29 protein-coding genes, 1 tRNA gene and 1 pseudogene are annotated in these 26,670 nt (G+C 61.8%); 17 read left to right on the top strand and 14 right to left on the bottom strand.

Annotated features, from left to right (window positions below):
- Position 1 precedes the first annotated feature (1 nt).
- Positions 2–910: an N-carbamoylputrescine amidase gene (gene aguB, locus QRN46_RS13850; protein WP_285355254.1), complete on the bottom strand. Its 909-nt coding sequence runs from the start codon at positions 908–910 to the stop codon at positions 2–4.
- A 3-nt stretch (positions 911–913) separates the two neighbouring features.
- Positions 914–1,966 carry an agmatine deiminase family protein gene (locus QRN46_RS13845; protein WP_285355252.1) on the bottom strand — a complete coding sequence of 351 codons (1,053 nt, stop codon included), beginning with the start codon at positions 1,964–1,966 and terminating at the stop codon, positions 914–916.
- A 137-nt stretch (positions 1,967–2,103) separates the two neighbouring features.
- Between QRN46_RS13845 and QRN46_RS13840 the strand changes: the two genes are divergently transcribed.
- Positions 2,104–2,964: a LysR substrate-binding domain-containing protein gene (locus QRN46_RS13840; protein ID WP_011333792.1), complete on the top strand. Its 861-nt coding sequence runs from the start codon at positions 2,104–2,106 to the stop codon at positions 2,962–2,964.
- On the opposite strand, the gene QRN46_RS13835 is transcribed toward QRN46_RS13840, so the two are convergent.
- Entirely contained in the window at positions 2,927–3,868 is a 942-nt protein-coding gene (locus QRN46_RS13835) for a LysR family transcriptional regulator (RefSeq protein WP_285355249.1), read from the bottom strand. The genes QRN46_RS13840 and QRN46_RS13835 overlap by 38 nt on opposite strands.
- Before the next feature lie 134 nt (positions 3,869–4,002).
- Here QRN46_RS13835 and QRN46_RS13830 point away from each other — a divergent pair, with 134 nt between their 5' ends.
- The gene (locus QRN46_RS13830; RefSeq protein WP_011333790.1) at positions 4,003–4,407 is read left to right on the top strand and encodes a RidA family protein; all 405 of its coding nucleotides are present in this window, start codon (positions 4,003–4,005) and stop codon (positions 4,405–4,407) included.
- A gap of 78 nt (positions 4,408–4,485) precedes the next feature.
- Positions 4,486–4,716, top strand: a pseudogene (locus tag QRN46_RS13825) (helix-turn-helix domain-containing protein); the annotation flags it as partial.
- A gap of 135 nt (positions 4,717–4,851) precedes the next feature.
- Here QRN46_RS13825 and QRN46_RS13820 read toward each other — a convergent pair.
- The 5 genes from QRN46_RS13820 to QRN46_RS13800 form a co-directional block, all read right to left on the bottom strand.
- Positions 4,852–5,082, bottom strand: coding sequence for a putative antibiotic biosynthesis monooxygenase (locus QRN46_RS13820; protein WP_041475231.1), 231 nt, complete (start codon positions 5,080–5,082; stop codon positions 4,852–4,854).
- Positions 5,079–6,116: a catalase family peroxidase gene (locus QRN46_RS13815; RefSeq protein WP_011333788.1), complete on the bottom strand. Its 1,038-nt coding sequence runs from the start codon at positions 6,114–6,116 to the stop codon at positions 5,079–5,081. Before QRN46_RS13815 ends, QRN46_RS13820 begins: the two co-directional genes overlap by 4 nt.
- Before the next feature lie 5 nt (positions 6,117–6,121).
- A complete protein-coding gene (locus QRN46_RS13810; RefSeq protein WP_011333787.1) occupies positions 6,122–7,579 on the bottom strand; it encodes an aldehyde dehydrogenase family protein in 1,458 nt (485 codons plus the stop codon).
- Positions 7,580–7,598: 19 nt separating this feature from the next.
- Positions 7,599–9,128, bottom strand: coding sequence for a GMC family oxidoreductase (locus QRN46_RS13805; RefSeq protein WP_285355246.1), 1,530 nt, complete (start codon positions 9,126–9,128; stop codon positions 7,599–7,601).
- A 115-nt stretch (positions 9,129–9,243) separates the two neighbouring features.
- Complete coding sequence (locus tag QRN46_RS13800) at positions 9,244–10,167, bottom strand: LysR family transcriptional regulator (protein WP_285355245.1); 924 nt, start codon at positions 10,165–10,167, stop codon at positions 9,244–9,246.
- Positions 10,168–10,317: 150 nt separating this feature from the next.
- On the opposite strand from QRN46_RS13800, the gene QRN46_RS13795 reads away from it, so the two are divergent.
- From QRN46_RS13795 to leuD, 3 genes are all read left to right on the top strand, one after another.
- Positions 10,318–11,247, top strand: coding sequence for a LysR substrate-binding domain-containing protein (locus QRN46_RS13795; RefSeq protein ID WP_041475229.1), 930 nt, complete (start codon positions 10,318–10,320; stop codon positions 11,245–11,247).
- A 116-nt stretch (positions 11,248–11,363) separates the two neighbouring features.
- Entirely contained in the window at positions 11,364–12,785 is a 1,422-nt protein-coding gene (gene leuC, locus QRN46_RS13790; RefSeq protein WP_221614898.1) for a 3-isopropylmalate dehydratase large subunit, read from the top strand.
- A gap of 3 nt (positions 12,786–12,788) precedes the next feature.
- On the top strand, positions 12,789–13,397 hold the full coding sequence (leuD, locus tag QRN46_RS13785) for a 3-isopropylmalate dehydratase small subunit (RefSeq protein WP_011333782.1): 609 nt from the start codon (positions 12,789–12,791) through the stop codon (positions 13,395–13,397).
- A 37-nt stretch (positions 13,398–13,434) separates the two neighbouring features.
- Here leuD and QRN46_RS13780 read toward each other — a convergent pair whose 3' ends face one another.
- On the bottom strand, positions 13,435–14,352 hold the full coding sequence (locus tag QRN46_RS13780) for a LysR substrate-binding domain-containing protein (protein WP_041475228.1): 918 nt from the start codon (positions 14,350–14,352) through the stop codon (positions 13,435–13,437).
- Between the two features lie 131 nt (positions 14,353–14,483).
- Between QRN46_RS13780 and QRN46_RS13775 the strand changes: the two genes are divergently transcribed.
- From QRN46_RS13775 to QRN46_RS13750, 6 genes are all read left to right on the top strand, one after another.
- Positions 14,484–15,821 carry a 2-hydroxycarboxylate transporter family protein gene (locus QRN46_RS13775; RefSeq protein ID WP_221614899.1) on the top strand — a complete coding sequence of 446 codons (1,338 nt, stop codon included), beginning with the start codon at positions 14,484–14,486 and terminating at the stop codon, positions 15,819–15,821.
- Positions 15,822–16,393: 572 nt separating this feature from the next.
- Positions 16,394–16,579, top strand: a complete 186-nt coding sequence (locus tag QRN46_RS13770) for a DUF1843 domain-containing protein (RefSeq protein ID WP_041475227.1) — start codon at positions 16,394–16,396, stop codon at positions 16,577–16,579.
- 34 nt (positions 16,580–16,613) lie between these two features.
- The gene (locus QRN46_RS13765) at positions 16,614–17,240 is read left to right on the top strand and encodes a DUF1842 domain-containing protein (protein ID WP_011333778.1); all 627 of its coding nucleotides are present in this window, start codon (positions 16,614–16,616) and stop codon (positions 17,238–17,240) included.
- Between the two features lie 40 nt (positions 17,241–17,280).
- The gene (locus tag QRN46_RS13760) at positions 17,281–17,859 is read left to right on the top strand and encodes a DUF1842 domain-containing protein (RefSeq protein WP_011333777.1); all 579 of its coding nucleotides are present in this window, start codon (positions 17,281–17,283) and stop codon (positions 17,857–17,859) included.
- Between the two features lie 103 nt (positions 17,860–17,962).
- On the top strand, positions 17,963–19,426 hold the full coding sequence (locus tag QRN46_RS13755; RefSeq protein ID WP_011333776.1) for a GDL motif peptide-associated radical SAM/SPASM maturase: 1,464 nt from the start codon (positions 17,963–17,965) through the stop codon (positions 19,424–19,426).
- A gap of 227 nt (positions 19,427–19,653) precedes the next feature.
- Positions 19,654–19,728, top strand: a tRNA-Gln gene (locus QRN46_RS13750).
- Positions 19,729–19,779: 51 nt separating this feature from the next.
- On the opposite strand, the gene QRN46_RS13745 is transcribed toward QRN46_RS13750, so the two are convergent.
- The 3 genes from QRN46_RS13745 to QRN46_RS13735 form a co-directional block, all read right to left on the bottom strand.
- The gene (locus tag QRN46_RS13745) at positions 19,780–20,172 is read right to left on the bottom strand and encodes a DUF1801 domain-containing protein (protein ID WP_285355236.1); all 393 of its coding nucleotides are present in this window, start codon (positions 20,170–20,172) and stop codon (positions 19,780–19,782) included.
- Between the two features lie 154 nt (positions 20,173–20,326).
- Positions 20,327–20,668, bottom strand: coding sequence for a YajG family lipoprotein (locus QRN46_RS13740; protein WP_115077529.1), 342 nt, complete (start codon positions 20,666–20,668; stop codon positions 20,327–20,329).
- A gap of 86 nt (positions 20,669–20,754) precedes the next feature.
- On the bottom strand, positions 20,755–21,402 hold the full coding sequence (locus QRN46_RS13735) for a hypothetical protein (protein ID WP_011333773.1): 648 nt from the start codon (positions 21,400–21,402) through the stop codon (positions 20,755–20,757).
- A gap of 163 nt (positions 21,403–21,565) precedes the next feature.
- On the opposite strand from QRN46_RS13735, the gene QRN46_RS13730 reads away from it, so the two are divergent.
- The 4 genes from QRN46_RS13730 (at position 21,566) to QRN46_RS13715 (ending at position 23,847) form a co-directional block, all read left to right on the top strand.
- Positions 21,566–21,808, top strand: a complete 243-nt coding sequence (locus tag QRN46_RS13730) for a hypothetical protein (RefSeq protein ID WP_011333772.1) — start codon at positions 21,566–21,568, stop codon at positions 21,806–21,808.
- 54 nt (positions 21,809–21,862) lie between these two features.
- Positions 21,863–22,894: an NADPH-dependent aldehyde reductase Ahr gene (gene ahr / locus QRN46_RS13725; protein ID WP_221614905.1), complete on the top strand. Its 1,032-nt coding sequence runs from the start codon at positions 21,863–21,865 to the stop codon at positions 22,892–22,894.
- 147 nt (positions 22,895–23,041) lie between these two features.
- On the top strand, positions 23,042–23,203 hold the full coding sequence (locus QRN46_RS13720; protein WP_221614906.1) for a hypothetical protein: 162 nt from the start codon (positions 23,042–23,044) through the stop codon (positions 23,201–23,203).
- 53 nt (positions 23,204–23,256) lie between these two features.
- Positions 23,257–23,847, top strand: a complete 591-nt coding sequence (locus QRN46_RS13715; protein WP_181457861.1) for a helix-turn-helix domain-containing protein — start codon at positions 23,257–23,259, stop codon at positions 23,845–23,847.
- Between the two features lie 65 nt (positions 23,848–23,912).
- On the opposite strand, the gene QRN46_RS13710 is transcribed toward QRN46_RS13715, so the two are convergent.
- Positions 23,913–24,416, bottom strand: a complete 504-nt coding sequence (locus QRN46_RS13710) for a hypothetical protein (RefSeq protein ID WP_080511011.1) — start codon at positions 24,414–24,416, stop codon at positions 23,913–23,915.
- Positions 24,417–24,806: 390 nt separating this feature from the next.
- Between QRN46_RS13710 and QRN46_RS13705 the strand changes: the two genes are divergently transcribed.
- The gene (locus tag QRN46_RS13705; protein ID WP_011333768.1) at positions 24,807–25,268 is read left to right on the top strand and encodes a DUF3574 domain-containing protein; all 462 of its coding nucleotides are present in this window, start codon (positions 24,807–24,809) and stop codon (positions 25,266–25,268) included.
- Here QRN46_RS13705 and QRN46_RS13700 read toward each other — a convergent pair.
- Positions 25,265–26,629 (bottom strand): APC family permease, encoded by a 1,365-nt coding sequence (locus QRN46_RS13700; RefSeq protein WP_285355229.1) that lies wholly within the window; start codon positions 26,627–26,629, stop codon positions 25,265–25,267. The genes QRN46_RS13705 and QRN46_RS13700 overlap by 4 nt on opposite strands.
- Positions 26,630–26,670 lie beyond the last annotated feature (41 nt).

Raw genomic sequence — 26,670 nt, 5'->3', positions numbered from 1 at the left:
ATCAGACTCCTTGAGGATTCCAGCGGGCGTTAAGGTGACGGCCGTCCTGGCTCAGCAATGCGCCGTACATTTCCGGACGACGGTCGCGGTAGATGCCCCAGCTCAGGCGATCTTCACGCATGGCTGCCAGATCCAGGCTTTGCACCAAGACACCGGTGCTGGCGCGGTCGGCTTCGGCGAGCATTTTTCCCTTGTGGTTGCAGATGAACGACGAGCCGTAGAAATTCATTTGCAGCGTCGCATCGGTGCCGGCCACTTCGCGGCCAACGCGGTTGGAGGCGATCACCGGCAGCAGATTGGCAGCCGCGTGGCCACGCATGGTCATCTGCCAGTGGTCGCGCGAATCCAGATCCGCGCAGCCCGGTTCCGAGCCGATGGCGGTCGGAAACAGCAGCACTTCAGCGCCCATCAAGGCCAGGCAGCGGGCGGTTTCCGGGAACCACTGATCCCAGCAGATGCCGACGCCGAGGCGGCCGAACGCGGTGTCCCAGACTTTGAAACCAGTGTCGCCGGGGCTGAAATATTCCTTCTCCTGATAGCCGATGGCGTTGGGGATGTGGGTCTTGCGGTACACGCCCAACAGGCGCCCGTCGGCATCCGCCACGCTCAGCGAGTTGAAGTAGGCGTTGCCGGCCTTCTCATACCAGCTCAGCGGCAACACCACGCCCAGTTCACGGGCCAGTGCGGCGAAGCGCGACAGCACCTGACTGTCGCGGTACTCCTCGGCGAGCGCCATGTGATGGTGGCTCTGCTCGATGCAGAAATACGGCGTGGCGAACAGCTCCTGCAACAGGATCACTTGTGCGCCCTGTGCGGCCGCTTCACGCACCAACTGCTCGGCGCGGTCGAGGTTGCTTTTCAGGTCCCAGGTGCACGGCATCTGGGTGGTGGCGACTTTGAGCAGTGTCATCAATCAACCCTCCACCGGCCAGGCGGGCTGTTGCTGGGTGATGCAGTGCACACCGCCTCCGCCATGGGCCAGGTGATTGATCCGCACCGGCACCACTTCGCGCCCCGGGAAGGCCTTGGCCAAGGTTTCTGCCGCGACATGGTCGGCCTCGATGCCGTACGCCGGCATGATGATCGCGCCGTTGGCAATGTAGAAGTTGGTGTACGAGGCGCAGAACACTTCGGCTTCGGTGTCCACCGCATCGGTGGCTTCGTACAACTCGATCAACTCGAATGTACGGCCTTGGGCGTCGGTGGCCAGTTCCAGTGCGCGGCGGTTTTCCCGCACCACTTCGGCGTACACCGAGCTGCGATCATGAGTCGCATCCACCAGCAACACGCCGGGACGGGCGAAGGCGCAGACGCCATCGACGTGGCCGTCGGTCATGTCGCCGGTGACGTAATCCGGATCGCCCGGCAGCCAGATGGTTTTCTTCACGCCGAGCAGACGACCGAAGATCTCTTCCATCTCGGCCTTGCTCACGCCGGGGTTGCGGTTGGGGTTGAGCAGCACCGATTCGGTGGTGATCAACGTGCCCTCGCCGTCCACGTGGATCGCGCCGCCCTCGTTGCTCAGCGCAGTGCCGAAGCACTCGCCGCCCAAGTGATTGAGCACGCGGCGCGCCAGGCTTTCGTCCAGATCATGGGCCGACTTGCCGCCCCAGGCGTTGAACCGCCAGCTCACGCCCGCCAGACCTTGCTCAGGGTGAACGACGAAACTCGGGCCAGAATCGCGGCACCAGCTGTCGTTGACGGCCAGCGGAATCAGTTCGATGTTCGGCCCGCACAAAGCTTTGGCACTGGCGATGGCCGACGGATCGACAACCATTTTCACCGGTTCGAACCGGGCGATGGCATTGGCGACGCGGGCGAAATCTTCCTGCACCAACGGCAACGTGACGCCCCAGCCCGACTCCCACAGGGATTGATTGTGGGGCCAGACCATCCAGGTCGCCGCGTGCGTCACCCACTCTGCCGGCATCATCCAACCGCTGTTGTTGTTTTTGTTCTGCTGCATGGTAAAAAGCCCTTTGAGTTAAGCCATTGTGTTCAATGAAAACAGCCTCGGCGGCGTTGACGTGCATGCTAATGGCGGCCTGAAGGGCAAACAAACGATGGATTTAGCGGAAAACTGATTAGAGGAACTTATCGATCATGCTGAAACACTGGCCACCCCTCAGCTCGTTGCGCGGCTTCGAAGCCGCCGCAAGGCTGGGCAGTTTTCACAAGGCCGCCGAGGAACTGAGCCTCACGCAGTCGGCCATCAGCCAGCAGATTCGCAGCCTTGAGGCGTACCTCGAGCAACCGCTGTTTTTCCGCAGCGGACGCAGCGTCAGCCTGACCGACGCCGGCCACGATCTGCTCAGCACCACCCAGGCCATGCTGCAGCAACTGTCGGTGGGCATCCGGCGGCTGGGGCAATACCAGAAACCCAATCAACTGGTGCTCAACACCACGCCGGCGTTTGCCCGGCACTGGCTGCTGCCGCGCCTGGGGGATTTTCGGCGACAGCATCCGCAGGTCGATCTGTGGATTTTCAGCACCGATGAGGTGCCAGACATGGCGACCCAGACCATCGATCTGGCGGTGCGCGACGACATCAGCTCCCAGGCTGAATGCAGCTTCAAGGTGTTGCACGCAGACCGCCTCTATCCAGCGTGTCACCCGAGCCTGCTGAGCGTGCCGAGCGCGCAACGGACGACGCTGCACGGCGAGCGGGAAATGGACTGGAGCCATTGGGCGGTTGAATCAGGGATCGATGTCGGCCAGCAGGATCAGGGTTTGAATTTCTCTGATCCGGGCCTGCTGCTGGACGCTGCATGCGGCGGGCTCGGCATCGCGCTGGTCAGCCAGTTGCTCAGCCGCAAGGCTCGGGCTGACGGGCTGTTGCAGCCCTTGGTGGACGAGACCATTCGCGGCCCGAACTGGGCGCTGCTGACCCACCGCGACAGCGAAAACGATCCGATGGCCCGCAGTTTTACCGAATGGCTGCTGGCGAACCTGAGCGATCCATGACCGGTGCGTGGCGGGCCATTACCTCGGCGATCCAGTCGATGAACACCCGCAGCTTGCGGCTGATGTGGCGGTTCGGCGGGTAGGCGAAATAGAGCGGCATCGGATCGAGGCGCCAGTCTTCGAACAGCGGCACCAGATTACCGCTCGCCTCGTGAGCCTTGGACATGTACTTGGGCAGCCACAACACGCCCAGCCCCGCGAGGCCCGCCGACAGATAGGCATTACCGTCATCGACGGCCAGCACATGGCGGCCCTTGATCTGCAGATCTTCGTGTTCGTTGTGCAGGGCGTAAGGCACGGGTTTGCCGGTGCGCGCCCAGAGGAAACCGACTACTCGGTGATGGCTGTCTTCCAGCTCTCGGGGATGCGCCGGGGTGCCGGCACGGGCCAGATAGCTCGGCGCGGCATACACGCCAAGTTGAAGATCCGCCACTTTCCGGGCCATCAGTGACTGATCCCGCAGCTCGCCCCCGCGCACCACGCAATCTACGTTCTCATCGATGATGTCGACGATTCGGTCGCTGACGCCCATGTCGATCTGGATCTCCGGATACCGCGCGCAAAACTCGGGCAGAGCCGGCACCAGAATCAGATTGGCCAGGGGGCTGGGCACATCGACCCGCAAGCGTCCCTTGGGCTGCGCCGCCGCACCGGGAAGACTGGTCTCGGCGTCGTCCATGTCCGCCAGCAACTTGATCACCCGCTCGTAATAAACCGCGCCGTCCGCCGTGGCGTTGACCTTGCGCGTGGTGCGGTTGAGCAACTTCACTCGCAGCCGCGCCTCCAGTTGCTGAATAAGCTGGGTCACGGTGGTCTTGCTCATGTGCAGGGTCTCGGCGGCCTTGGTGAAACTGCCCGCCTCCACCACCCGGGCGAAAGCTTGCATCGCGTCAAAACGGTCCATATCCCACCTCTGACAGGGGCTCGATTGTTTGGTATTTGCAAACAGTGATCGCCAAGGTTGCGCGTTTATCGCGCCGAGGCAAGTCCCTACAGTTGCTCCATCACCGGTTTTCAACCCATTGAAGGAGAAACCCCATGACCCTTGCCCAGCCAAAACGCGACGTGGTTTTCCCGCCCGGACGCCATGCCCTTTACGAGCGCAACCGCTATTCCCCGGCGGTTCGTTCCAACGGTTTTCTATTCGTCTCCGGCCAGGTTGGCAGCCTTGAGGACGGCTCACCGGAGCCGGACCTGAAACAACAGGTGCGACTGGCCTTCACCAATCTCAACGCCATTCTCGGCGCGGCCGGCGCCAGTTTCGATGACGTGGTGGACGTGACCGTGTTCATGGTCGACCCGCAGTCGACCTTCGAAACCATCTGGGAAGTGGTGCCCGAGTTCTGGGGCGAGGCGCCGCATCCGACCATCACGGCGGTCGGCGTGACCTGGCTGTATGGCTTTCAGTTCGAGATCAAGGTGATTGCCAAGCTGCCGGAATGACCTGATATCGCGTCGATTTGCAGCACGGGCCGACAGTCTTCAGACTGTCGGCCCGCATTCCTTTTGCGATCCATCGCCATGTCCGACACCTTGTTGAAGCCCAGTCTGCCCGGCATCGCCCTGCGTCGCTGGCGAGTGCTGCACCGCGTCAAGCAGAGCCATGCCGCCGAGTTGTTCAAGGTCACCCAGTCGACGATTTCCCGCTGGGAAAGCGGCGTGCAGGCGATGGATCCGGACGCCCATCTTCAGCTCGAACGGCTGCTCGCAGCACGACTCGAAAGCGCCGCCGATCAGGCCCTCGCGCGACTCAAGGCTCATGCAGGCCTGGAGTTGCCGGGGATTCCGGCGGAATACTTTCAGGCGTTGGCGTTTGACGGAGAATTGCCGGTCGGAGTCGTCAGCTACCACGAGGCTTTTGACACCACCGAGTAAGGCCCGAAACACTTAGCGCACCCACCACCGCGCCATCAACCGCGAACTCTGCGGCATCAGCCAATACACCATGTTGAACGAGATCAACCCGGCGACCAGCATCTTGAACAACCACCCCGGCAATCGCAGATCCGCCAGTTCCAGCAGCGCCGCCAGTGCCCATGGCATGGACACCGACAGCGGCCACACGATCAGCCATGACACCAGCCATTGCTTCCAGCGGGCGCCGGCCTCGGTGGTCATGGTTGCTGGCGCCGCAGCACGGCGCGCTGGTAGATGCGGTCGCGGGCCAGGGTCATCGGGTCGCGGCTCAGGGCGATGCCGTCGAGCAAACGGCCGGGGCTGAAGTCGAGGCGTTGCTGGGCGGCTTGCTGGTCTTCGGCGGGCACCAGCGAATCGAGGGTGAAGAGGCCCAGTTCGACTTCGCGGCGGTTTCTTGGCCATGGGATCGAGCCGTCTTCGACCACGTCGCCCGACGCCGCCAGTTGCGCGATCAGACGCATCTGCGCGGGGCCCCTCGCCAGTCGTGCCGTCATTTCATCCTGCAAATAATCGGCTGGCATGCGGGCGGCTTGCTGGTCGCCGATAAGCGATTGGCCGGTCAACGGTTCGATGCGATAGCGAACGATCTGCTCCTGGTTTTCATGGTTGCTGAAAACCAGCGAATTCACGCCGAAGTATTCGATGCTGGTGTAGCTCGACGGCGCCGGTTTCGGCGTTTCCAGAAAGTGTCTGGCCCTCGGATGCTCTGCCAGAAAAGCCTGCAACGGCTGCGGATCCGGCGGTGTGGCGACCGTTGCAGCGATGCCTTTCAGGAAGCCGAGAAATTCCAGAGGCGTGGCCACCGGAAAACCGTCGAACGAATGGCCGACAATGTCGGTGAACTCGCCGTTAGGCAGCTTGAAACGCACCGCGACCCCGCGCGGGCTGGCCATCGGGTCGCCGTCAACCGTGGCCGGCACGCCACTGAAGTTGGAGAACCGCAGGACCACCGGCACCGGTTTCCCCTGCAAATGGGCCGCACGGCTGAGACTCGCCGCCGCAAGTGAAGCCGTGAAAGTCCCGTTCACCAACAGACCTTTGGCATGGGTCGCGCGAAAGCCCGGATGCTTGCCGAACGTAGCGTAAAGCGCATCGAGCAGCGCGTCGTAGAGTTTGTCCTGAGACACCGGATCAGTCCTTGTGAAAGTCAGCGGTTGTTCGCCAGCGGCATAGGCCGGGGACGCACTCAGCGCCCCCGACAACAGCGCGACGATCCACGGTCGGGATAATCGCATCGCGGTCACTCCTGACGCCGACCGGGATTGAGCGCGATGTGTTTGTACTCGACAAAATCATCCATCGCTGCCACACCGTTCAGACGCCCCTGCCCCGACTGTTTGAAACCGCCCTCCTCGAACTCGTCGTAGACCACCGCCCAGTCGTTGACCCACACCGTGCCGGCCTCCAGCTCACGGGCGACCCGCAGCGAGCGGTCGATGTCGCGGGTCCAGACGCTGGCGGCCAGACCGAATTCGCTGTTGTTGGCCAGTTCAATGGCCTCGGCTTCGCTATCGAACACCTGTAGGGTCAGCACCGGGCCGAAGGTTTCGCGCTGGACGATGGCCATCTCCGGATCGCTGACCCGTAGCAGCGTCGGCCGATAGAACGCGCCCTTGGCCAGCGGCCCTTCAGTCACCGGCCCACCGCGCACGATGACTTGCGCACCGGCAGCAATCGCCTCTTCCACCACCTGATTGACACGCTGCACGTTCGGTTTGTCGATTAGCGGTCCCATGTCGCTGTCCGGATCCGCCGCCGGCCCGACCCGCACCGCTTCAAGTCGAGCGGCAAGGCGCTCAGTCAATACGTGGGCGATGTCGCGCTGTACCAGCAGGCGCGAACCAGTCATGCAGAACTGTCCCGAAAACACCGTGAGCGCCTTGACCAGCGTCGGCGCCACGGCGTCGAGGTCGGCGTCGTTGAACACCAGCATCGGCGTTTTGCCACCCAGTTCCAGGCCGAAACGCTTGAGGTGTTGCGCCCCCGCTGCCGAGATCGCCCGCCCTGTGCCGGTGCTGCCGGTGAAGCTGATGACCGGCACCTTTGGCGACTCCACCAGATGAATCGAACCGGTCGCGCCCTGCTCGCTGAACAGGTTGATCACGCCGCGCGGCAGCGACGGTGCTTCACTCATGATCCGCGCCACCAGCGCGTTGGTCTGCGCGGTCTGCCCCGGCATCTTGATCACCGTGGTGCAACCGGCGGCCAAGGCCGGCGCCAGCGAGCGGATCATAAGCACCACCGGCGAATTCCACGGCACGATGATGCCCGCGACACCGACGGCCTGGCGGATCACCAGGGAGATCTTGCCGGGCCGGGGTTGCGCGGCGCGGCCATATTCGGTGCGGGCCAGCGCGGCGTAATAGCGCAATTTGGACGGCACCATGCCGACTTCAAAGGCGGCCTCGGGACGGATCTTGCCGTTCTCCAGCGCCAGGGTGTCGATCAGCTCGGCGGCGTTGAGTTCAAAGACGTCCGCCAGTTCCAGCAGCACTTGGGCACGCAGTTGACTGTCGTCTTTCCATGGGGTCTGCGTGAAGGCTCGTTGTGCAGCTTCGATGCCTTGCTGCGCTTCGGCCAGTCCGCCTTCGGCGTAGCGACCGATCAGCTCATAAGTCGCTGGGTCGATGGAGTCTTTGTAGTCACCGGAATCCAGCCACAGGCCGTCGATCCAGTTCAAAACCTTGGTGTTGTTCATGGCGAAAGCTTCCTTGGATTCAGGCGTAGAGACCGGCGATTTTTTCGGCGGTGGCGATCACGGTGAGGTTGGTGGCAACGGACGGCACGTCCGGGAAGATGGAAGCGTCGACCACCCGCAGGCCCTGCACGCCGATTACTCGGGCTTCGAGGTCGACCACGGCCATGGCATCGCCCGGCCGGCCCATCGGCGCGGTCGAGGTCGGGTGGTGATAGGTGTCGAGCGTGGCTTTGACGCTGGCCAGCAAGGCGTCGTCGGAGTCGTTGCCCTGCCCCGGATTCAGCTCCGAGTGAATCAAACCCTTGAGCGGCGCGGTCGCACCGATCCGCCGTGCCAGACGAATACCGTCCAGCAGGCGCTGGCGGTCCATGGGCTCGGCGAGAAAATTCAGATCGATATTCGGCGCCACCGACGGATCGCGGCTGGCCAGCGTAACCTTGCCTCGGGACAGCGGCCGGGTCAGCGCCACCGCGAGCACGAAGCCCACCTGGGTCGGGCTCTGGTCATGGGGGAACAGGTGGGTCGCGGTGATGTGAATATCCAGATCGCCGTGCTCGGCGCTGCGGCTGTGGGTCCAGAGCTTGGCGCCGATGGCCGGCGACTGGCGACCGATCAGGTCGGGTTTGGCGGCGTAGGCATTGTAATAGAACGGGTGATCCGCCAGGTTCTGCCCGACCGGCAATTCGGCGACCGGCTCAATGTCCAGTGCGCGCAGATCGTCGCCAGGGCCGATACCGGAGCGCAACAGGATCGCCGCGCTGCCGTAACTGCCCGCCGAAAGAATCACTTCGTTGGCGCGTAATTGCTCGCCATTCGCCAGTTGCACACCCACCGCACGTTTGCCGTCGAACAGCACCTTGTCCACCAGGCTGTCGGCGCGAATCTGCAAATTGTCGCGGGCGCGCACCTCGTCCGTGAGGTAAGCCATGCCGGTGTTGACCCGCACGCCGTCGACGATGTTCATCGGGTACGGGCCGACGCCGTTGGCATTCGCGCCGTCGAAGTCGTCGATCATCCGGTAACCGTTGGCGACCGTGGCGTAGATGAAGGCTTTCTGCATTGGTGTGACGTCGGCGCTGCCGAGCTGACGCACCGGCAGCGGCCCGTCGTGGCCATGCAATGCGCTGGCTCCGCCGCTGTGGTTTTCCAGTTTTTTGAACGAGGGCAGCAAGTCCTCAAAGCTCCAGCCCGGCAGATTCCAGCGCTGGAAGTCCGTGGCTCGGGCGCGAATCGCCACCGCGCCGTTGATGGCCGAACTGCCGCCCAGCACTTTGCCGCGCAACGCGCCGATCGGGTGTTCGACATAGCCCGGCCGGGAGGTGTAACCCCACTCGAACTGGCGATTGCCATTGGCACCGACCACATCGCTACTGGCGACGATTTCGGGGTACTTGCCCGGGGCAAAACTCTGACCCGCCTCCAGCAACAGCACCTGGCGCCGGACGTTTTCACTCAAGCGACGGGCCAGTACCGCGCCGGCGGAACCGCCGCCCACCACGATCGCATCGACCGGGGCACGCTGGGCAGAATTAACAAGGGTATCGTTCATCGGTTTCTTCCCTGTCAGGCGTCAAAGCGCGCCTGTTGAGGAAGAGCTTATTGAAGGGTTCGAGGGCTCATAAGCCGGGGAAAAACGAATCGCGGTTTCGCTTTTCCCGAACGCCTTAACCGGCCGAATGAGCCCCGAGCAATTGCTCCCACACCGGCGGATTGCCGATCTGTTCGCAGAGAAAATCGGTCAACGCCTGCAACTTGGGTGAAGCCCGCTGGGAGCGTCGGTACACCGCCGAAATATTCCCGCCTCGGGGCGCGTAAGGCGCCAACACCTCCTGAAGTTCACCATCCACGATAGCTTGCGCCGCCAGAAACGTCGGCAGAATCGCCAGCCCCATACCGGCCTTCGCCGCCTCCATCAACTGATGGCCGTTGTTGGTGCGCATCCGGCAGCGCACACGAAACGATTCCAGCGCATTGTTCACCGGCAGCGTCCACATGCCGTGGGGTTCGCGGTTCACGTAGAGCATGGCGAAATGTTCAGACAGTTCTTGCGGGGTTTGCGGCGTGCCATGAGTGGCCAGATAGTCGGGACTGGCGCAAATGATATGACGATTGGCGGTGATGGTTTTCGCCACCAGCGAGGAGTCCGGCAACTCACCGATGCGGATCGCCGCGTCGTAGCGTTCTTCGTGTAGGTTGACGTGGCGATCGTCGAATTCGATGTCCAGGCGCAACTCGGGATAGCGTACCGCGAAGGACGACAGGATCGGCGTCAGGTAACGAATGCTGAACGCCATCGGCGCCGCCAGCCGCAGGCTGCCGCGCAGGCTCGATTGAAAGGCCAGCACCGCGTCTTCCGCCTCTTCGACCTCCGACAGAATCCGCACGCAATACCGATAAAACACCTCCCCGGCCTCCGTCAGCCGGGCCTGCCGCCCGCGTTCGAGGACGATGCTGCCGAGTCGTTTTTCCAGTTGCGCAATCCGCTGGCTGACCATGGATTTGGCGGTGCCCAGTTGCCGGGCTGCCTCGGTGATACTGCCGGTGTCGACCACCATGACGAACGATTGCATCTCGCAAAGCTTGTTCAAGTTCTACATCCAGTGTGTGCAAGGTTCGGACGGCGCAATCTACGGCTCGCCCGGCATCGCCCACCAGAGCCGAAAACGGGCCGCTGCTTCCCACACAATGGACAATCGGGCTTGTATAGTTGGCGTCCCTTTTCCAGCGAATCTCGCCCCGTGCTAGACCTCAATGACCTGCAGTATTTCGTGATGGTGGTGGACCACGGCGGCTTTGCGCCGACGGCGCGGGCGCTGGGGATTCCCAAGTCGAACCTGAGCCGGCGCATTGCCTTGCTTGAGGAGCGTCTGGGCGTGCGCCTGATCATCCGCAACACCCGGCACTTCTCGGTGACGGAGCTGGGCCAGACCTACTACGACCATTGCCGGGCGATGCTGAAACAGGCCGAGGCCGCCGAAGCCGCGATTGCCATGACCCGCGCCGAACCGGGCGGCGTGTTGCGCGTGACCTGTCCGACGACGCTGCTGGAAGAATGCGTCGGCGGGATCATCACGCGCTTCATGGCCATGCACCCGCGCGTCGAAATGCATCTGGAGGCCAGCGACCGGCAGGTCGACGTGGTGGCCGAAGGCGTCGATCTGGCGTTGCGGGTGCGGCCGCCGCCCTTGCAGGATTCCGAGCTGGTCAGCCGGGTGCTGTCGCAGCGGCCGCAGTGCCTGGTCGCCAGCCCTGCGCTCTTGAGCCGGCTGGGTGAACCGAGCGAGCCGGAAGACCTGTCGCGCTTCCCCAGCGCTCACCACGGCAGCCCGCAGCAGGTTTACAGCTGGACGCTGTTCCATCAGGACGGTTCCGAGTTCACCCTACAACATCGCCCGCAATTGATCACCAAAGGCCTGCCGATGCTGCGCTGCGCGGCCATCGACAGCGTCGGCGTTGCGCAGATGCCAATGTCGCTGGTGCATGACTTCATCGAACGCGGCCAATTGGCGGTGGTGCTGCCCGACTGGGCGCCGCGTACGGAGATGATCTACGCGGTGTTTGCCAGCCGTCAGGGCATGCTGCCGTCGCTGCGGATGCTGATCGACTTCATGGCCGAGCAGTTCGAGTTGCTGGACGATCCGCTGCGCGGAATGCGTACAAAAGCCTGAGGCCATTACTCACAGTTCGTGTTTAACCGCTTCACCAATGCGCTCTTGATGGCATTTCTGCGATCAATATTCTGTCCTCATGTTGTTTTTGCCCCGGACAGAAAAGAGCGCAAGCCATGCCCAGCCCGAGAACGCTGTACCAGAAGCACATCGACAGTCACACCGTCTGCACCCTCGATGATCAGGGCCACGTGCTGCTTTACATCGACCGCCAGGTCGCCAACGAATACACCAGCCCGCAAGCCTTCAGCGGCCTGCGCGATGCCGGGCGTACGGTGTGGCGGCCTGCGGCGACGCTGGCGGTGGTCGATCATGTGAACCCCACCGCACCGAAACGCATCGCGACCATGCCTGACGCCGGGGGTGCGCGTCAGGTGTCGTACTTCGAAGAGAACTGCCGTGACTTCGGCATCGAGCTGTTCGATGTGCTGGATAAACGCCAGGGCATCGAACACGTCGTAGCGCCGGAACAGGGTTTCATTTTGCCGGGCATGGTGGTCGCGGCCGGTGACAGCCACACCACCACTTACGGCGCACTGGGAGCGTTCGGTTTCGGCATCGGCACCTCGGAAATCGAGCACCTGCTGGCAACCCAGACGCTGGTCTACAAACGTCTGAAAACCCTGCGGGTGACGGTCAACGGTGAGCTGGGCGCAGGCGTCACCTCCAAGGACATCATCATGGCGCTGATCGAAAAGATCGGCGCGTCCGGCGCCACCGGTTACGCCATCGAGTTCACCGGCCCGGCCATCAGCGCCCTCAGCGTCGAAGCGCGCATGACCATCTGCAACATGGCCGTCGAGGCCGGCGCCCGGGGTGCGTTCATGGCACCGGATGACAAGGTGTTCGCCTACCTGCAACACAAGCCGCGTGCGCCCAAGGGCAAGGTCTGGGAGCAGGCAATCGAGCGCTGGAAAACCCTGCACAGCGACGAGTGCGCGGTGTTCGATCGCGAAGTCATCCTCGATGTCGCCGAGCTGGAACCAATGGTGACCTGGGGCACCAGCCCCGATCAGGCCGCGCCGATCAAAGGGCGCGTGCCGGACCCGGCCGCCCAGCCCGATCCGATCCTGCGTCAGGGCCTGCAGCGCGCCCTCGACTACATGGGCCTGACACCCGGCATGCCGCTGGACGAAGTGACGATCAGCCATGCCTTCATCGGTTCCTGCACCAATGCGCGGATCGAAGACTTGCGTGATGTCGCCCGCGTGGTGCGCGGCAAGCGTGTGGCGGCCCACGTGCGGGCGATGATCGTTCCCGGCTCGACGTTGGTGCGCAATCAGGCCGAGGACGAAGGCCTGGCGCAGATCTTTCTCGACGCCGGTTTCGAATGGCGGCAATCGGGTTGCTCGATGTGCCTGGCGATGAACGACGACGTGCTCGCGCCAGGTGATCGCTGTGCGTCGAGCACCAATCGCAACTTCGAAGGCCGTCAGGGCGCCGGTGCGCGCACCCACCTGATGAGCCCGGCGATGGTCGCCGCCGCCGCCATCAGCGGCCATTTGACTGACGTGCGCACCGTCGCGCTGGAGGCTTGAACCATGCAACCTTTCGACACCGTCAGCGGCAGCGCCGCGCCGTTTCTTGCATCCAACATCGACACCGACGTGATCATGCCCAAGCAGTTTCTCAAGGGCATCGATCGTCAGGGGCTGGATCGCGGGCTGTTCTTCGATCTGCGCTTTCTCGCCTCCGGCGAACCCAACCCTGAATTCGTGCTCAACCAGCCGGCCTGGCAGGACGCGGCGTTTCTGGTGACCGGCCCCAACTTCGGTTGCGGCTCCAGCCGCGAACACGCGGTATGGGGCTTGAAGCAAGTGGGAATCCGGGCCTTGATCGGCACCACCTTCGCCGGGATTTTTTACGACAACTGCCAGCGCAATGGTGTGTTGGCGATTCAGCTGGACGACGCGCAGTTCAAGCGTGTAGCCGAGGCGATCAGCGTTCCGGCGACCGCGCGGATCAGCGTTAACCTGGCGCAGCAGACCCTCGAGCTGGCGGACGGTACGCTGATCGAATTCGAGATCGATCAGTTGCGCAAACAGTCGTTGCTGCTCGGGCTGGACGCCATCGGCACCACGCTGCAACGCACCGAGCAGATCCGCGCCTTTGAGGCACGGCATCTGGCGGACAATCCCTGGTTGGGTTGATGGCAAAAAAACGGGCGGTTCATTGAACCGCCCGTTTTCATTCCACGGACAAATCGCGGAAGTACTCTTCCAGAAACTCCACGCATACCCGCAGCTTTGCCGACTCGCTGAGCCGGGTCGGATAGACCGCCCAGACGTTGGCGCTCTGGGTGTAGCCGTCCAGCACCTGCACCAGCCTGCCCTGCTCGAGCATCGGTTTGACGTCCCACATCGAGCGCAACAGGATCCCGCCGCCGCTCAGCGCCCACTCCAGCACAATCTCGCCGCTGTTGGAGGACAGCGGGCCATTCACCCGCACCGTCTCTTCTTGCCCGTCCTTGCTCAGGGTCCAGATGCCGAACGCGTTGTTGCGCTCCTTGAGCACCAGACAATCGTGGTCTTTCAGGTCTTCGAGAGATTGCGGCGTACCCCGGCGTTCGAGGTATTCCGGCGTGGCGCACAGCACGCGCCGATTGCTCACCAGTTTGCGCGCCAGATGCTGGCCCGGCAGGTCATCGCCGACGAGGATTTCCAGGTCGAAGCCCTCGCCCACCAGATCGACCACCCGGTCGAACACGTCGAGCCGAATGTCGAGTTTCGGGCACGCCCGGGACAACTGGCTGATCGCCGGCGCTACATGATTGCGGCCGAAACCGAAACTGCTGCAAATGTGCAGCGACCCCGCCGGCTGGTGTCGGGCCTGGGAAATCTCGCCGAGAAACTGATCGAAATCTCCCAGCAATTTCTCTGCCCAAATTCGTACGCGCTCGCCGTCATCAGTCAGCGCGATGCGTCGGGTGGTGCGGTGCAGCAGCTTGCTCGCCAGCGTGGTTTCCAGCACCGAGATGCGCTTGCTGACGTAGGCCGGTGAAAAGCCCAACTCGTCGGCGGCGCTGGCAAAGCTGTTCTTGCGGATGACGGTAAGGAACACCTTGAGGTCTTCGGGCAAGGGAAATTGGTCACGATTCGTGTTCATAGGCCGCATGCTTCCGCTGTTTATCACGCATTTTGCGAAGGATACCATCGAATCACCGCCTCGCCACCCGAGCCCGGTGCACCGTGGTTTCCCGTCAATCCTCGATAAAAACAAACATGAGGACATGCGTCATGAGCGACTCCCTTGAGCAATCCCTGAACGTCGACGGCCCGCGCGCCGACGGCATCATCCAGCGCCTGCGCACCTACGAGATCGGCGTCATCCCGCTGCCGATCTTCCTCGGCATCGCCGTGATCGTGTTTCTGTCGGCCCACCTCGGCTTTCTGCCGAAGAACATGATCGGTGGACTGGCCGTGATCATGACCATGGGCGTGTTCTTCGGCCAGATGGGCTCGCGTCTGCCGATCCTCAGGGAAATCGGTGGCGGCGCCATCCTGTGCCTGATGCTGCCGTCGGTGCTGGTGTTCTACGGCTTCTTCGGCGCGCCGACGATCGACGCGACCAAAATGCTGATGAAGGAAGCCAACTTCCTGTACTTCGTGATCGCCAGCCTGGTGGTCGGCAGCATCCTGGGCATGAGCCGGTTCATTCTGGTCCAGGGCATGATCCGCATGTTCATCCCCTTGCTGGCCGGCACCCTGGCCGCCGTCGCGAGCGGGCTGATCGTCGGCAAGCTTGCCGGCTACAGCGCTTACCACACGTTCTTTTTCATCATCGTGCCGATCATCGGCGGCGGCATCGGCGAAGGCATCCTGCCGCTGTCCCTGGCCTATTCGACGATCCTCGGCGGCACGCCGGACATCTATGTCGCGCAACTGGTCCCGGCGGCCGTGGTCGGCAACATTGCAGCGATCATCTGCGCCGGTTACCTGGCACGGCTGGCGCTGAAACGCCCGGCCATCAACGGTGAAGGGGCGCTGATTCGGGCGAAAGCCGAAAACGATAAATTCAAGGTCAAGGATGAGTCCGCCACCGCCATCGACCTGCGACTCATGGGCGCTGGCGTGCTGGTCATCTGTGCGTTCTTCTTGCTCGGTGGCCTGCTGGAAAAGGTCGTCGGGATTCCGGGGCCGGTGATGATGATTCTCGCGGCGGTGCTGTTCAAATACGTGCGCGTGCTGCCGGAGAAGCTGGAAAAAGGCGCGCAGTCTTTCTACAAACTGGTTTCCGCCGCCTTCATCTGGCCGGTGATGATCGGTCTTGGAATGTTGTATGTGCCGCTCGACAGCGTGGTGAAGGTGTTTTCGATCGGCTATGTGCTGGTGTGCCTCAGCGTGGTGGTGTCGATGACCGTCGCCGGTTTTTTCATTGGCAACCTGATGAAGATGTACCCCATCGAATCGGCCATCGTGACCTGCTGCCACAGCGGTCTGGGCGGCACCGGCGACGTCGCGATCCTGTCGGCGTCGAACCGGATGTCACTGATGCCCTTTGCGCAGATTTCCACCCGGATCGGCGGCGCCTCGACGGTGATTCTGGCGACGCTGTTGCTCGGTTTCTTCGCCTGAACACTGGATGAATGCCAAGTGATAGCGGTTGCGGTGGCGCACACCGCAACGGCCAGAATGACCGTTCGGCGCTTTTTCTGGCAGCCCTGCACAAACGGGTCTAGGGTTGCGTGGCTGGCAAAATGCTGGCCACTTGGCAAACGTCCTCGACGAGCGCCATCAGCGGCACTGGAAGAAAAATCAGGGATGGTTTTTGTGCTTGCGCGGGTATTGCACTCTTGAAGAGTGAACGACCTATCCCTGTGTTTCGTTGCTTTCTATCAAGGACAGAAAGATGACCAACGTACAGGCGAGATTTCCCCATTTGCCCTTTCGGCAAACCCCTTCATTGACGCCCGAGGTCAGGCCCGACGGTTTTGGCTGACGACGCTTGCGCGTGAGCCGGCGCTGCGGCGTCGCCCCTGCGCGAACCCTGTTTGCGAATTGATCAGATCCCGACGGATCAGGTTGTCACGTCGCCGAGAATCCCGGTTGCCGGTGGTTCTGGCGGATGTCGTTCGCCTGCCTGTCAGGAAAGGCGCCCCTTCTGCGCAAGGGGTCGAGCGGCACACACCCACGAGGAAGGCCTCGATATGACCGGTTCAAACCACAACATCCCGCCCTACGGCGTCGCCATCCAGAGCGCGATCACCGGCGGCGATCTGCAACAGATGAAGACTTTGTTGAAGCAGCGCGATTCAACGAAGCCGGAAGCGAAGGAGCTACAAACCGCGTACGAAAAACTGGCCAAAGAAGTTTCTCGACTGGAAAAACCCTAAGGCCATTTCCCACATTGCAATGGAGGCAATCAACATGTCAGCAACTCAGCAAAATGTCGGCTTGTTCCCGGTGAGCTACCGGATCGGTACGGGCCAGCCGGGGGCGCAGAGTCTTGCGCTGAACCTGCTGGTGTCCACGCCACAGCAGCAGGTCACCGGCAACGCCGCGGTGACTCAGGCGACCAATCCGCCGCTCGACATCGACTCGGACGTCTGGGGCGAATACACCTACATGACGGTGATGAAGCCCGGTGTCAGCAAGATCCTGATCACCGCCCAGGGCAACCATGGCGGCCCCGGTTCCAACTCCATCATCAACTTCAAGATCCATCTGGTGATCGGCACCGACTGGCGCGAAGGCGTGGCCAACTATGAGTACTTCGACGGCCAGCGCTGGCACGAACTGAACAACGTGCCGGCGCATCTGGTGGAGGTGCCTTCGAACGTTCTTCAGGCTTTCAATCCCGGCCCGGTGATCGAGCCGCACAAACCGGTCCTGCCGCTGTATGCCGCGCCGATTCAGGGCGCCATCGCCAGCGGTGACCTGGCGCAGATGAAGAGTCTGTCCGCACAGGCCAGACAGCAGCTGGAGCAATTGCCGCAATTGCGCATAGCGGTGGACGCCGCCAAGACAGAAATCAGCCGCTCGCAAAGTCGCTGATCGGCTACAGGAACCATTTCTTTCACAAGGGAGCAGCATCATGTCGATCGGACTTTTTCACACCCGCCTCATCGCCAGCAATTCACTGCTGGGCGCACCGGTTCTGACCCTCGATATCGTGGTCGATACTGTCCGCAAAAAAGTCAGCGGCACCGCGAGCGTGTTTCAAAGCACCTGGCCTCCGGTCAACTTCCATGCCCGGGTCTGGGGCGATTATTCCGAGGCCAGGCTGACGCCGTCGGCCGAGAATTACATCATTCTCACCCTCGACGGCAGCCCGAGCGGTCCGCTGAGTCAGATCGCCCAGACCTTCCACCTCAAAGGCATTCTGGGCGACTGGACCAGCGGCTTTGTCGATTACCGCTACAACGAAAGCGGCCAGTGGCAGGACGTGCGGCACGTCGCCGTGCATCAGGCACCAAGTGTCGAGCCACTGCCGCCCGAGCATCACGTCCAGCCGCTGTATGCCGTGGCCGTGCAAACGGCACAGGCCAGCGGTGATCTGGCGCAGTTGAAAGTCGCCGTGCAGCAAGGCGAGCAACAGCTGGCCCACGAGGGCGCCTTGCGCAGTGCCCTTGAGCAGTTGAATGCGGAAATCGCGCGACTGGAAGCACGCTAAGTCGTACGGCCCGGGCGCGGTCCTGGGTGACCGCGCCCGGTCTTCCTGCCCATCGAGGTCAGTCCAATCGTGCCGCGCACAGGCCCGTGCGCAAGGATCTCCCATGACAGACAACCGCCCTGCCCGCTACCTCAGCGACACCGATCTCAAACGCTACGTGCCGGTGCACGTGGTCTGGGAAATCACCCTCGCCTGCGACCTCAAGTGTCTGCATTGCGGCTCCCGCGCGGGGCATCGGCGTCCCAATGAACTCAACACCCGCGAATGCCTCGAGGTGATCGATTCCCTCGCCGCCCTCGGCACCCGCGAGATCACCCTGATCGGCGGCGAAGCCTATTTGCGCAAGGACTGGACGCAACTGATCCGCGCCATCCACGACCATGGCATGTACTGCGCGATCCAGACCGGTGGGCGCAATCTCACACCGGCGAAGATGCAGGCAGCGGTCGATGCCGGGCTCAACGGGGTCGGCATTTCCCTGGACGGCCTCGCGCCGCTGCACGACAAGGTGCGCAACGTGTCCGGTTCGTTCGACAAGGCTGTGGACACCCTGCGCCGGGCCAAGGCGTCGGGGCTGGCGGTGAGCGTCAACACACAGATCGGCGCGGCCACGTTGCCGGACCTGCCGGAGCTGATGGACACCATCATCGAGCTCGGCGCCACCCATTGGCAGATCCAGATCACGGTGGCCATGGGCAACGCCGTCGACCATCCGGAACTGTTGCTCCAGCCGTATAAGCTGCTGGAAGTGATGCCGCTGCTGGCCCGGTTGTATCGCGAAGGACTGGATCGCGGATTGCTGATGAACGTCGGCAATAACATCGGTTATTACGGCCCTTACGAACATCTGTGGCGCGGCTTCGGTGATGAGCGCGTGCACTGGAGCGGCTGCGCCGCCGGCCAGACCGTGCTGGCGCTGGAAGCGGACGGCACGGTGAAAGGTTGCCCGTCACTGGCGACCGTCGGTTTTTCCGGCGGCAACGTGCGCAACATGAGCCTGCACGATATCTGGCACTACAGCGAAGGCATGCACTTCGGCCGCCTGCGCTCGGTCGATGATCTGTGGGGCTACTGCCGAAGCTGCTATTACAACGACGTCTGCCGGGGCGGCTGCACCTGGACGTCGCACTCGCTGCTGGGAAAACCCGGCAACAATCCTTACTGCCACTACCGAACCCTGGAATTGCAGAAACAGGGTTTGCGCGAGCGCATCGTCAAAGTCGAGGACGCCGCCCAGCGCTCGTTTGCGGTCGGACGTTTTGACCTGATCACTGAACGCATCGACACCGGCGAAAAAGTCAGCAGCGTCAGCGACAGCGGGCAAGTGATCAAACTGGCCTGGATCAATCAGGGCCAGTCGTCCCCCGAGGAAGGACGCCTGCCGACACAACTGGCCCTGTGCCGCGACTGCCTGCAATACATCCACCCCCACGAATCGATCTGCCCGCACTGCCGCGCCGATGTCGCCGCCGCCGAGGCCCGGCACCTGAACGACCGGGCCCGGCAGCAGGCAATCATGAAGACGCTGACCGGTTTACTGGCGGGAGTGCCGAGTTCATTGAGTTGAGACGGCGGCGGGTGCCGTTCGCCCGTCTTTCGGGCTTCTTCGGTCGCTCTGATTCTCGGGGCCATCGCTGAAAAAGCCCGGAAAGTCTGACCGGCGCTGCCGTCCGGGAAATAAGTAGCTGTTTTCCCTGAAATTTATTTGTTTCAGGGGTTCACAGAATGGAAGAGCGCTGGTAAAGTGCCGCCCACTGTTGCAGAGGTCCTCCCGGGACTGAAACCAATAGCTACAGGGGCGTCGCCAAGCGGTAAGGCAGCAGGTTTTGATCCTGCCATGCGTTGGTTCGAATCCAGCCGCCCCTGCCATTTTTTTCCTCGTTTCACCCTCCTCCGTTTCACCTCTGCCTCAACGGCATATCATTTTTTCAAATTCAACGTAATAGCCGAACGCACCAGCGCTTTCAGAGCCTTGGTATCGATCTTGTCGTCTTCGTGAATATCAATCGCCCGCCGGGTATTGCCCTCCAGACTGGCGTTGAACAGTCCTGACGGATCCTCCAACGCCGCGCCTTTGGCGAAGGTCATTTTCACCACGGCCTTGTAGGTTTCCCCGGTGCAGATGATGCCGTTGTGTGACCAGACCGGAACGCCGCGCCACTTCCACTCCTCGACGACCTCCGGGTCCGCCTCATGAATGATCGCGCGGATTTCGGCCAGCTTCTGGCCGCGCCAGTCGTTCAGCTCCTTGACTCTTGCGTCGATCAGCACAGAGGGATTCTCAGTCGCCGCGCCGCTGCTGTCCTTCTTCATATCCTTGTAATCCCGAAACCTTTTCCGCTATCCAGCGTAGCGCCGACTGCGCCAAACGCCGGGCAAAAAAAAGCCCCGCAAGGTGCGGGGCAAAGGAATTGGTTGGTTGCGGCCAACCAAAGGAGCATCGTCAAAAAGCGTTAACCGTCAGGCGTTACAGGCACTCCTGGGCAGCCCGTTCAAAACTCGACGGCATGAAACTCGAAGCCAGCAAGTGGCGCTCATACAAAAACACCTTGCCGCCGTCCTGTGCCTTGTAGGCTTCCAGCACGTTGTCCGCCGCCACCTTGCTCGGTACCACGATCCGGTAGCTGCGCTGGGTCTGTGACACGGTCGGGTTCAGCGCGCTGCCCTGCAGCTTGGGCACCACGCATTCGGCGTACTGGGCAGGCGTCTTGTGCGTCTGCAGGGTCAGCGTCGGATCGTTCGGCGCAGAGGCGCAAGCGGTCAGCAGCAAAGTGGCAGACGCCATGGCAGGGATAAAAAAGGCACGCATGGGTAAAATCCTGAAAATAAAAGGTTCGGTTCTTCGGCAACGTTCAGTGTCACGGGCACTGCCGTTGCCGTTTTTGCTTCAGGTGTTCAGCCTGCACTCACCAGGGCTTTGAGCGAGTCATCGAACTGCTTCAAGGCACTGAGTTGCAGGTCGCGCTGCTGTTCAATTCCGGCAGCGATTTCGGGCGCTGCCTTGTTGTGTACCCACACCGACGGCAGTTGCTTCTCCACCGCGCCTTCGGCCTTGCCGATGTATTGCAGGTTGGCGTCGTAGAAGCGTGCGGCGAAACGCGCTTCGACCTGGCTGTTGCGTTGGGTCAGCAGACGGTTGTGGGTGTCGAGCATCACCACCACGTCCGGATGAGCCTGCACCAGTGCATCGAGGCTGTCGTAGACGGTCACCGAGAGAAACTGCTGTTGCAGCGAACTCATCAGCCAGTCGATGGCCAGCTCCGGGTCGGAGCTGTCGACGAAGGCATCACGGATCCGCGCATCGAGTGCATTCCTGGCGCCGTTCACCGCCACATCGTGGTAACGCTCGAGGTATTGCAGGTTGTCCAGAGTGTTTTCGCTGTACAGCACACCGACGGTTTGCGAGTGCTGCAGCGCGGCGCTGCTGGCGGCGACGGGCAGAAAATGGCACGAGTTGGCATCGTCTGCATAAGCCGGAGCCACGGTGGTGGCCACCCCGCCCATCAGCAGGGCGACTACAGCCAGTCGGGTCAAAGTCTTCATCGCGCAATTCCTTCAGCAGCGTGTTCGATGGAGGCGATTTTCCGCCCATCGGCGCCAAAGCAGAACTTGCGTTTCTTGATGGTCACTATTACTTGAACCGATAGTTGCGCGGCGTGCAGACTGCTGCACACTCAATCACAACGAAAACAGATGAGGATTACCCGTGCGAACCTTTGATCTGATCCGCGATGCCGTCCTGCCCGAATTCCGCGACCGGGTGGCCGAATACCTGGTCGAATACGAAACCGTGCTGGGCCAGTCAGCGAACGATTCAGAGTCGGTGCGGGCCGTGGCCAATCAGTTGCGCGGTTATCTGCGCGGCCTCAATACCACCCGAGTGCTGGGCATGGCGGATTGGGAAGAGCTCGACCGGCGCGTGCTGAACACCTGGCTAGCGCCCGCTTGATGACACGCTAGACTCTTCAGGCTGCGCCCGCAGCGCCAGACCTGGAGGTGTCCCATGAGCAATAGCACCGAACCCACGACATTCACCGGCTGGGCCGCCACCTCGGCCGGCGCGCCGCTGGAGCGCTTCAGTTACGACCCCGGCCCGCTGGGAGATGAAGAAGTCGAAGTCGCCGTGGAGTACTGCGGCGTCTGCCACTCCGACCAGTCGCTGATCGACAACGACTGGGGCATCAGCCAATACCCGTTCATTCCCGGCCATGAAGTGGTCGGCCGCATCGTGCGTACAGGCCCGCAGGTACGTGGTCTGGAAGTCGGCCAGCGCGTGGGTATTGGCTGGTACAAGGGCAGCTGCATGCACTGCTCGTCCTGTATCGGCGGTTCGCATCACCTTTGCGCCACCGCCAGACCGACGATCATCGGCAGCCATGGCGGATTCGCCGATCGGCTGCGCACCCACTGGGCGTGGGCGCTGAAACTCCCGGACAATCTCGACCCGGCCCTCGCTGGCCCGCTGTTCTGCGCCGGTTCCACGGTCTTCAATCCGTTGGTGGAATTCGACATCAAGCCGACCGACCGGGTCGGCGTGGTGGGTATCGGCGGCCTCGGTCACCTGGCGCTGCGGTTTCTCAATGCCTGGGGTTGCGACGTCACGGCCTTCACCTCTTCCCTGAGCAAACAGGACGAAGCCAAACGCCTCGGCGCCCACAAGGTCGTCGCCTCCACCGACAGCGAAGCGCTGAAAGCGATTGCCGGCACCCTCGACTTTCTGCTGATCACCGCCAACGCCAACCTCGACTGGACGGCCATGCTCGCCACCCTGCGCGGCAAGGGCCGGCTGCACTTCGTCGGCATCGTGCCCGACGCGATTCCGGTGCACGTGTTCAACCTGATCCCGCAACAGAAATCCCTGTCAGCCTCCCCGGTCGGCTCGCCCGCCACGGCAGCGACCATGCTGGAATTCTGCGCGCGGCATCAGATCCTGCCGCAGGTCGAGGAGTTTCCGATGAGCAAGGTCAATGAAGCCGTCGACCATTTGCGCAGCGGCAAGGCGCGGTACCGGATTGTGTTGAACGCCAGCAAATGAAGGATTTGGCGCGCCGACTGCCATCGGCGCGTCACTTGCCTCACATAGAAGCTGATGGCATTAATAAATAAAAAAACAGTATTTATCGTTATAAAAGTCTCGGCGTACTCTCAGCTCATCCCGTCATTGAACACAGTGAAGTGCGCCATGAAACCGACTGACAACCTGATCGACATCGCCGTCTACCGCAAACGCCGCCACGCCCAGCAACAGGCCCGGCTGATGTGGGAAATGTATGCGCGCAATGCCGGTTATCAGGCTTGGCAGTGGGTGCAGGCCGCGCGTTCCAGCGAGACGCGTCAAGCGTGAACGCGCGTGAACCCTCGCGCTTTCTGGCGAGCGCCGATGAACCTGTGCTGGACCTGAACAACCTCGAATCCCTGGAAGAAGACCCGATCTGTGAACGCGTCGCGCAGAACCTGCAACGTCTGCGCGGCAAGCGGCATCTGTCGCTCGATGCCCTCGCCCGCCAGTGCGGCGTGAGCCGGGCGATGCTGGCGCAGATCGAATCCGGGCGCAGCGTGCCGTCGATCAAGGTGCTGTGCAAAATCGCCAAGGGTTTGAAGGTGTCGGTGGCAGCGTTTCTGGAACATCGCGCGCTTGAAGGCGTGGCCGTGTTGTCGGCGAGCCAGAGCAAGCGACTGGTGAGTGCCAGCGGCGCGTTTGTCAGTCGCGCCTTGTTTCCATTTGACGTGGCGCGCCAATCGGAATTCTACGAACTGCGTCTGAGCCCCTTGGGCGAAGATCAATCCGAAGGCCACGGCCCCGGCGTGCAGGAAAATCTGGTGGTGGCTCAGGGCGTGCTGGAGATCAGCGTCAACGACGAGCGCTATCTGCTGTCGACGGGCGACTCGATTCTGTTTTACGCCGACCAGCCCCATCGTTACCGCAACCCCGCCGACAGTGAAGCGGTGGCGTATCTGGTGGTGACTTACCCCGAACGCCTGGACTGACAAACAGACAACAAAAAGCCCGACCGGGAATTTCCCGGTCGGGCTTTTTCATGCGCTGGCGAAAATCAGCAGGTGCAGCACATCATCGGCATGCCGTTGCAGCTCATCATCATCGGCATGCTGCAGTCGTTCATCATCTTCATCATCAGGGCGCAGCAGTTTTTCATCATGTCCATGTTCATGCCCGGCATCGGCATGATTTTGCACATCATGCAGTCGGCCATCATGGTGCATTCCATCACGCACTTCATCGATGGCATCGGCATGCCCATCATCGGCATCATCATGTTCATCATCGGCATGGCCATGGCCGCCGGGGACATGCACATCATGCTCATGTTGCCGCAATGCATCATCATCGGCATGCCGCAGTCCATCATCATCTGCATCATTTCAGCGCTGTTCTTGAACATGGCCATGTCCATGCCAGCGGCCGGCATCATCTTGCACATCATGCCGTCGTCCATCATGTCGCAGCTCATGGTCGCCATCATCATCGGCATGCCCGTCATCGGCATCATCGGCATGTTGGCGTTCATCGGCATTTGCATCTGCATGGCGTTCATCATGGTGTAGCTCCCTGAGGATTAAGAACTGGATGAGAAGTTGATGGAGCGGATTCTAAGGATTGGAAAATCCGCAACAAGCTGTCCATCGAGCATCAAAAACTGCTGTTCAAACGCTTCAAGTGCAGCGTTCCGTGCGACTTGAACCGTTGCAGCAGCAGAGTAGGCGCAATGACAGATCCGGCAAATGCGGGAACAGGTTTTTAAATGCCATGGATATGCGATCAAACACCAAGCAAATAACTTAAAGAAATAATCGTTCTAACCAGCGGGCATTATTTTCATTGTGTTTGCTTATTCCATTAGTTCAGCGACGATCCACTTTTTAATCTTTTATTGCTATTAACCGCCCCCTCTATAATTCGGGACAGTTCTTAACAATAAGGAAGTTCCATGCCGCAACGTTTACTACTGGCAGCACTGTTCCTGGCGGTCGCCGGGTGTGCCAGCCCTCCTCCGGTTTCCGTGCATACCAAGGATCCCGTCAGTTCGACCCTGCAAGGCGATGCCACGCGGCCAGCGCAGGCGCAGTGGGTGCGCACCGAGTTGTATTTCTCGGTGGGGCCGCTGGAGGGCAAGGAAGGTGTGGTGAGCCCGGCGCGCTGGCGCGAGTTTCTTGATCAGGAAGTGACGACGCGGTTCCCGGACGGGTTCAGCGTGTTGGATGCGTATGGGCAGTGGAAGGACCATGACGCGAAAGTGCCCGAGCGGCTGGCGACGAAGGTGATTGTGATCCTGCACGAAAGCGGGCCGAAGCGTGAGAGTGACATCGAGGCGATTCGTTTGGCGTACAAGCGGATTACGGGGGATTTGTCGGTGCTTCGTTTGTCCCAACCGGCGGTGGTGTCCTTCTAATCTACGCTCCGTTGCAGAGCCTGCCGAGGTGTCGACACCAGGCGGCTCAACCCGGCCAGCAATAACGCCCCCACCAGCAATACCCCAATCCCCAGAAAAGCGCCGAAACCAACCACCGTCACGCTGGAATACAGCATGTAAACGCACAACCCAAAAAACAGCAGCGGCAAAACCGGATAAAGCGGCACCCTCACCGGCCGGGGCACCTCAGGAAAGCGCCTGCGCAGAATGATCAACGCGAGACTGCTCAAACTCAGAAACAGCCAGTACACCGGCGTCAGATACTCAACCATGGTGTTGAAACCGCTCTGGGTAAAACTGCCAAACAACACCAGCAACAACGCCACCGCCCCCTCCGCCAACAACGCCTTGCGCGGGACGCCATCGCGCTCATCCCACTCACCGAAGCGGCGCAGTTGCGGCACATCGCGGGCGGCGGCGTAGGTGGTGCGGGCGCCGACCAGCAAGGTTGAGTTGATAGTGGCGATGGCCGCGATGCCAACCATCAACAGAATCAACAACACGCCGGGAGCACCGAAGGCGCGGTTCAACAATTCCACCGCCGGCGCGTTGCTCGCCGCCAGGCCTTCGAATCCCAGCCCTTGGACGAACGCCCAGTTCAGCGCCAGATAGATCGCCATCAGCACCGTCAGCGCACCGAGCATGGCGATGAAGATCCCGCGTCGACCATCGCGCACTTCGGCGGACAATGTCGCTGCATCGCTCCAGCCGCCGAAGGCCAGAAATACGAAGATCATCGCCGCTGAAAATTCCGCCGCGCCCGTGTGTTCGGGCACCACCGGATCACTGGGCAGCGTCGGTTCGATCCCTTGCCACGCCAGCCAGACCCCGGCGCTGGCAATACTCAGGAACCCGAGAGCAAGCAGCCCGACCAATACCGTCTGCGTCATGAAACCAATGTGCTTGCCCGTCAGATTCAGCAGCACCAACGCGACAATGATCGCGCCGGCAAACAGCCCCGACCCGTAATGCCCCAACGGCACGACAGCATTGAAGTAGTCGGCAAACATGAACGCCGACAACGCGATCCACCCGGTGTGCATCACCGAGAATCGCGACCAGGCAAACAGGAAACCCATGCGCTCGCCGTAAGCGGTGCGCAGGAAATGATAGTCACCGCCCGGATGCGGGAAGGCGGTGGCCATCTCGGCAAAGCACAAGGCCCCGGCCATCGACGCCAGTGCGCCGAGCACCCAGACCCAATAGAAATGTTCCGGCCCGACGTTCAAGGCAACGGTCGGCGCGGTTTTGAGAATATCGGTGGTGATGACCATGCCCAGCGTGATCAGCAATGCCTGGAACACCGGCAGGTGCCGCTTGGGGCCATTGGTTTGAGTCATGAAGGTTCCCGCTGATGATCCGCCATCCATGGCGGAAAAGA

It is taken from the genome of Pseudomonas sp. lyk4-R2A-10, assembly GCF_030209075.1.
In the GTDB taxonomy this organism is placed as follows: domain Bacteria; phylum Pseudomonadota; class Gammaproteobacteria; order Pseudomonadales; family Pseudomonadaceae; genus Aquipseudomonas; species Aquipseudomonas glycinae.
This window is presented reverse-complemented; position numbering and strand designations above follow the sequence as displayed.